The following is a 7,043-nucleotide window of genomic DNA, read 5'->3' on the forward strand; positions in this document are numbered from 1 at the left end:
TATAAATTTCAAAAGCCTATATTCAAATTTGATTTATAACGATAAATTTGAAGCTATCTTTAGCATGCCAAAACAGCAAAGCAAAGATATACCGATAGATGTTTTAGAGAGTGATATCCAAAATTTGCCGCCAAATGAAAAGAGAGACGCGTTTAGAAATTTTGTCTTAAATAACTTTGACGAAAACTACAAGCTTTTTACTTTGACTGCGCCTACGGGCTACGGCAAGACCTTGACGGCATTAAATTTTGCATTGAAATTTAACAAATCTCGCATAATTTATGCACTTCCTTTTACTTCTATAATCGATCAAACCTACGATATAGTCGCGAAAATTTATAAAAGTAGCGATATTTTGGTCAGTAAGGCTCACCACAAAACGACGATAGGCGAAGAAAATCTAACCGATGAGGATAGATACTCAAAGATCAAATTTCTAATGGAGTCTTTTAGCGGCGAGATAAACGTAACTACGCTTTATCAGCTGATATTTGCGCTATTTGGCAATAAAAACAAAGATAATGTTAAATTTAATCAGCTAAAAAATAGCGTCGTTATCATCGACGAGGCTCAAGCGATCCCATATAACTTTAGAAAAGATTTTATCCTGCTTTGCGAGATCCTTTCGCAGCGGCTTGGTACTGTTTTTATATTTATGTCGGCGACGATGCCGGTCATAAAAAGCGAAAATTTTAAAGAAATTTCAAATTTAGACTATTTTTCAAAGCAGGATAGATACGTCATAAAATGGCTTGATATAGACGGCGAAGATGAGCTTTTAGAAAAAATTTGCAAGGCTGCAAACGATAAAAATACTCTAGTCGTCGTAAATACGATCAAAAAAGCGCAAGAGCTTTTTACAAAACTAAAGGATAAATTTAGCTGCTTTTGCCTAAACGGGTATATGTATGATGATCACAAGCGCGCTACTACCAGGGCTGTAAGATGTGCGATAGATAAAAGCAAAGTTGATCCACTTGCAAGCAAAATTTTACTTATCTCCACGCAGTCCATCGAAGCTGGCGTGGATCTTGATTTTGACGTTGGATTTCGCGAAGTCTCGCCTATTAGCTCTATCATACAAACAGCAGGGCGCGTAAATAGGCATTTTGGAGAAATCCGCGGCGAGCTATACATCTTTCCCGAAATAAGCAAATTTACAAATTTGATTTACGGCGATTTATATAAAGTAAGCGGGGCTATTTTGAGCGATCTTAAGCAAAAAGAAGTGCGAGAGAGCGAAATTTTAGAAATTTCAAATTTGTATTTTCAAAAGATAAGCAATCAACTAGAAAATTTGCATATAAAAAGCGAGATAGAAAAGCTGGAATTTGAAAATATAAATCAAAAAATCGAGGATATCATGAACGACAACTACAAACAAACCATAATAATCGAGCCTGAAGAAAATTTCATTAAAGATTTTGAAGCTAAAATTTTTGAGATCAAAAATAGTCCGAATGAGAAATTTACCATAAGGGATCTTTTTAAAAACCACATCAGAAAGTTGTCGAAATTTAGCATAAATGTAACGTTAAAAGATATGAATAAGCTAATGCCGAATTTAAAACAAATAAACGGACTAAAAGATATGTTTTATCTGCCATTTGGATCGTCTTATTTTTATAGCGCGGATTACGGGCTTAAAAAAGATACAAATTTAGATATTGAGGACGAGGTATTTGACTAATGTTCTCAAAAGATCAGATCACTGGCACGCTTGTGAATTATTACGTCACCTGTAAGCGCGAGGCGTGGCTTTACGCGCATCAGATCCACGCAGATCAAGAAGACGAAAACGTGCTAATGGGCAAGGCTTTGGCTGATATCAAAGAGCAAGATCTGCAAGAATTTGCCTTTGGCAACCTTAAATTTGACAAACTCTCAAAACAGCACGGTCACTACCTCATCACAGAGTATAAGAAAAGCCTAAAAAACGAGCTTGCAGGCAAGATGCAGCTACTTTTTTACATCTATCTTTTAAAAACTGGCTTAAATTTAAAAGAGGTAAAAGGCAAACTAATAAGCGGTAAAAAGGTGATATTAGTGGAAGATAGCAGTGAAAATTTCGCTCTGATCGAACAAATTTTAGGCGAGATAAGCGCGCTTGCAAATTTAAAAAAGCCGCCCAAATTTACGCAGGGCAATTTTTGCCAAAACTGCGCATATCGCGACTATTGCACTGCTTAGGAGACGACATGTATGTGATACTTTTTTACGACATCGCAGGGCGCGAGCAAAAAGAGCGAAATAACGCAAATCGCATCAGAAAAGCGGTCGAGAAATTTCTGCCTCGCGTGCAGTTTTCGGTCTATGAGGGCGAGATCCGCGAGAGCGACTTTAAAAAGCTAAGCAAGACACTACAAAAAGAGTGCGTAGACGAGCTTGACTCCATCGTGATCTACACATTTAACTCACTAAAATACTCCGAGCGCATCGTCATCGGCGTAGACAAAAATAGTCCGATATTTAGCTAAGGAGCAAATATGCAAAAGAGCGACAGGACGCACTTTATACTTAGTCCAGGCAGGCTTTATAGACAAGATAATAATATCTATTTTGAAAAATTTGACGAGACAGGCGAGCGAGCTTCGTGCAAGATCCTGCCGATAAACGCGATCGATGAAATTTACGTGCTGGCAAAAGTGCAGATCGATACCTACACCATCGCGTTTTTGGCGGATAATAACGTCCTTTTGCACATCTTTAGTCCGTATCAGAGCTTTCGCGGGATTTCTACCCAAACACGCCAAATTCTGTAAATAAAAGCGGCTTTGTGTTGCTTTGTCAGCTCCGCTCTTTTGATGATCCGATCAAACGTGCATATATCGCGCGCGAGATAACTAGAGCCCACATCATAAATGACGCTGCAAACTGCAAAAAGCATGGCGTTAAATTTGACGCACAGCCACACCTAAAGGCACTAGATGCGGCCACTAGCGTGCCTGCTATCATGGCGGTAGAGGGCGCATTTCAAAAGCTCTACTACGAAAAGTGGAACGAGATCATCGCGGATCAGCGAAGCTTTAAATTTGCCGTCCGCTCAAAACGCCCGCCCGCTGATAAAATCAACAGCTTCATAAGCTACGTAAATACGCGCATCTACAACATCTGCCTAAGCGAAATTTACAAGACCAAGCTAGATCCTCGCATCGGCTTTTTGCACGAGCCAAACTACCGAGCCTTGAGCCTACATCTCGATCTATCGGAGATTTTTAAGCCGATCTTGGGCGATACGCTTATATTTAATATGCTAAATAAAAAGGAGATCACCGCAAAAGACTTCCAAACGGACGCCGGCAGGATAAAATTTAGCAACGATGCCGTGCAAAAGATCGAGCTAAAGATGATCTCGCGCCTTTGTGAGACGCTCACAGTGGGTGGCAGGGAGCTAACGTGGAGGCAGGTGATCCGCCGCGAGGCAAATAAGCTCAAGAAGTGCATCTGCGAGGATGCGCCTTATGAAGGATTTAGGTGGGAGTGAAATCGCATTTTGATAAAGCGTTTTTTAAGATTTTAAAATGCTTGAAATTTAGGGCTTTGCGTATTTATATGTAGCTAAAATTTAGTCAAATTTAAGGCGAATAAATATAGACTTCTTGCACCAGAATGCCTATAAAATAGGCTTTTTGGTGCTATTAGAATTTACTCCGTTGGAGTTTGAAACACATAAACATCATAAATCATCTTAGGCGTAGAGTGAAATTAGAATTTACTCCGTTGGAGTTTGAAACTGTAAAATCCGCCAACTTCAGGCGGTATGATAGCATATTAGAATTTACTCCGTTGGAGTTTGAAACTACAGCTTATGGTAGCAACGACGATAATGAAGTAAGATTAGAATTTACTCCGTTGGAGTTTGAAACACCAAAAAGTTGTTGAATATAAGCGAAATGATGCAATTAGAATTTACTCCGTTGGAGTTTGAAACCAATTAGATAGATATGATACTAGACGCAATAATTAATTAGAATTTACTCCGTTGGAGTTTGAAACGAAGTCTATCACAAAATCAAAGGTGCTATATAACTACATTAGAATTTACTCCGTTGGAGTTTGAAACTGATAAATGGCGAGTATGTTCCTTACTCTAACTTATATTAGAATTTACTCCGTTGGAGTTTGAAACGTCAATATTTTGAAAAAACACGAATATAAAGAAGTATTAGAATTTACTCCGTTGGAGTTTGAAACCAAAAAATGGTAAATCCTAACGTTCAAAATTATATTAAATTAGAATTTACTCCGTTGGAGTTTGAAACTTTTCATCGGTATAAGTGCGAGCTTGAACGGCTTGACATTAGAATTTACTCCGTTGGAGTTTGAAACTAATCAGTATAATCGCCCAGCTTGCACCTTATTAAGAATTAGAATTTACTCCGTTGGAGTTTGAAACATTGCCCTGTCAATAACTGAATTTATCCATTCAGTATTAGAATTTACTCCGTTGGAGTTTGAAACTAGGCGTCCCAGCTTTTGATTACTTCTTTTCTATATTATTAGAATTTACTCCGTTGGAGTTTGAAACGCTTCCGTGCTTAATGCCCCCTGCATTGCCAAAATGTATTAGAATTTACTCCGTTGGAGTTTGAAACTCTATCAAGACGAAGTAAAAATAACGATCTCGATGTTTATTAGAATTTACTCCGTTGGAGTTTGAAACCCTTTGGATTGCCTTGAGTGATCACACTTGACGGATTAGAATTTACTCCGTTGGAGTTTGAAACGTAGTTTGTATCGCTCTAATCTATGAGATGTGGCATTAGAATTTACTCCGTTGGAGTTTGAAACCTCATCTTTGCCTTCCTCTTTTTCAATGTGAAGCTCTACATTAGAATTTACTCCGTTGGAGTTTGAAACACGCCGAGCTAGATCAAGAACGCATGCAAAATCTAGATTAGAATTTACTCCGTTGGAGTTTGAAACGCATCGAAAAGACGATAAGCGAAGAGCCAAACACATTAGAATTTACTCCGTTGGAGTTTGAAACTAATCAGTATAATCGCCCAGCTTGCACCTTATTAAGAATTAGAATTTACTCCGTTGGAGTTTGAAACAACTCACTACCGATAAGCGAGTGGGTAGAGCTTAGCAAGATGATAAGCGGATTTATGGGGGTTGATGTAAAAAACTAATAGAGGGGATTGCGCTAATCACGCACTCCCTAAATTTTACACTATCCGACGTTATGGGATTAGAATTTAACGAATTTGTAGATTATTTTGAGATTGCAAAACGCATCAATCAAAACTAAAGAGCGGCGTTGCTGCTCTTGCTCTTATAAATTTTAGCAATGATAAAAAGCACAAGCAAAGGCACGCTTATGTACCAAAACATGCAAGCGATTAAGCCACCGACCATGAGGATGATAGGGAGCATAAACCCAGCCAAAAGAGCGCCTAAATAATCCATTTTAACCACCTTGTATAAAAATCACTAATATTTTACTAATATCAAAATAAAAAGGCAATATATGGCACAAGAAGCAACATTAACCTTTAACATGGAGCTTAAGGGGCTAAATAATATCTTAAAAGCCGTAGATAGAAGTACTATAAGCTTAGGCGACAAGCTAAACGCAAACATAAAATCAGGCATAGAAAAGTATAACACAGCCTTGCAAAAGCTAAAAGTTGAGCCGTTTCAAAAAGCAGGCTTTCACACACAAATGGCGAAGCTAAAAGAAGACCTGCAAAGAGCCACAAAAGCCAAGATCCGCCTCGATATGGACGAGGCAAAGCAAAAGCTAGCAAATTTAAAAACCGAGATCGTCGCAAGCGTGGCATCAGTAGCAGCGATCGCAGCACCGATCAAAAGTGCGATTGCTTTTGAAAGCTCGATGGCAGATGTAAAAAAAGTAGTTGATTTTAAAACGCCAGATGAGTTAAAGGAATTTTCAAACCAAATTTTAAATATGAGCCGCGATATACCGCTAAGCGTAAATGAGATAGCATCAATAACAGCATCAGGCGGACAGCTTGGCATAGCAAAAGAAAATTTAATGGACTTTACACAAACGGCGGCAAAGATGGGAGTTGCTTTTGATATGAGCGCCAAAGAAGCAGGCGATAACATGGCAACACTTATGAATATTTTTAATATGAGTGTAGATGGCGTTAGAGGGCTTGGAGATACGATAAACCACCTATCTAACAACTCAGCATCAACGGCAAACAAGATAGTAAATGCAGTAGGTAGGATCGCAGGTAATGCAAAAGATATGGGGTTAAGTGCAGATGCGACAGCTGGACTTGCGAGTAGTTTTATCGCTCTTGGCAAGCAGCCAGAAGTAGCAGCAACGGCAATAAACTCAATGCTTACAGTATTGAATAACGCCGATAAAGCAGGTGGCGATCTCGAAAAAGCATTTAAAAGCATAGGGCTTAGCGGTAAAGAATTAAAAGCACAAATTTTAAAAAATCCACAAAAAGCGCTAACGGACTTCTTGCATACACTCTCAAAAGTCCCAAAAGAGAAAAAGACTGGCGTTTTAACTACTATCTTTGGCAAAAATTTTGGGGATGATATTTCTTTGCTAACTGGTGCGATAGAGAACTTTGATAAGGCTATGGCACTAAGTGGTGACAATAAACGCTTTGGGTCAATGGAAGCGGAATTTCAATCAAGAAGTGATACTACGGAAAATAAAATTCAACTAATGAAAAACGCGTTAAATGAGCTTAGTGTAAGTTTTGGTAGGGTTTTTTTACCATATATTAAAAGAGGAGTAGAAAAAATCACGGAATTTATACAAAAAATAACCGAATTTGTGCGAAGTAATGAAGACCTAGTTAAAAAAATAGGTTTTAGTGTAGCTGCTTTTTTCGGCTTCAACGTGGCAATGACAACACTAAAAGCATCATCGGCGATTTTGACGCTCTCACTTGGTGGATACCGCCAAATTTTAATGATGTTGCCTTTTGATTGTTTAAAGCTAAACGCATCTTTGTCGCAGTGCAATATCTTAATGAAGACAAAGGCGATGCTTTCAGGGCTTGTCAATAACAACTTAAAAAGCTTTAGATTGGCAAGCAGTGCAGCAA

The 7,043-nt window shown here is 38.5% G+C and carries 5 protein-coding genes, 1 pseudogene and 1 CRISPR repeat array; of the genes and pseudogenes, 5 read left to right on the forward strand and 1 reads right to left on the reverse strand.

The genetic code is table 11. The features are described 5' to 3' along the window. The 4 genes and pseudogenes from cas3 to cas1 form a co-directional block, all read left to right on the forward strand. Positions 1-1,690, forward strand: a 1,690-nt coding sequence (cas3, locus tag Q0296_RS11235; protein WP_298040633.1) for a CRISPR-associated helicase Cas3', incomplete at its 5' end; no start/stop codon positions are given. Beyond that, complete coding sequence (locus Q0296_RS11240; protein ID WP_298040635.1) at positions 1,690-2,190, forward strand: CRISPR-associated protein Cas4; 501 nt, start codon at positions 1,690-1,692, stop codon at positions 2,188-2,190. The genes cas3 and Q0296_RS11240, both read left to right, overlap by 1 nt. 8 nt (positions 2,191-2,198) lie before the next feature. Continuing rightward, positions 2,199-2,477 carry a CRISPR-associated endonuclease Cas2 gene (gene cas2 / locus Q0296_RS11245; protein ID WP_107715125.1) on the forward strand — a complete coding sequence of 93 codons (279 nt, stop codon included), beginning with the start codon at positions 2,199-2,201 and terminating at the stop codon, positions 2,475-2,477. Positions 2,478-2,486: 9 nt separating this feature from the next. Next, positions 2,487-3,484 (forward strand): annotated as a pseudogene (gene cas1, locus Q0296_RS11250) (CRISPR-associated endonuclease Cas1). A gap of 153 nt (positions 3,485-3,637) precedes the next feature. Next, a CRISPR array of direct repeats spans positions 3,638-5,057; the repeat unit is 30 nt; unit sequence ATTAGAATTTACTCCGTTGGAGTTTGAAAC. Positions 5,058-5,250: 193 nt separating this feature from the next. On the opposite strand, the gene Q0296_RS11255 reads toward cas1, so the two are convergent. Further along, positions 5,251-5,412 (reverse strand): hypothetical protein, encoded by a 162-nt coding sequence (locus tag Q0296_RS11255; RefSeq protein WP_298040638.1) that lies wholly within the window; start codon positions 5,410-5,412, stop codon positions 5,251-5,253. A gap of 61 nt (positions 5,413-5,473) precedes the next feature. Between Q0296_RS11255 and Q0296_RS11260 the strand changes: the two genes are divergently transcribed. Beyond that, positions 5,474-7,043, forward strand: a 1,570-nt coding sequence (locus Q0296_RS11260) for a phage tail tape measure protein (RefSeq protein ID WP_298040640.1), incomplete at its 3' end; no start/stop codon positions are given.

Origin of the sequence: uncultured Campylobacter sp., assembly GCF_937890585.1 — a bacterium.
GTDB lineage: Bacteria > Campylobacterota > Campylobacteria > Campylobacterales > Campylobacteraceae > Campylobacter_A.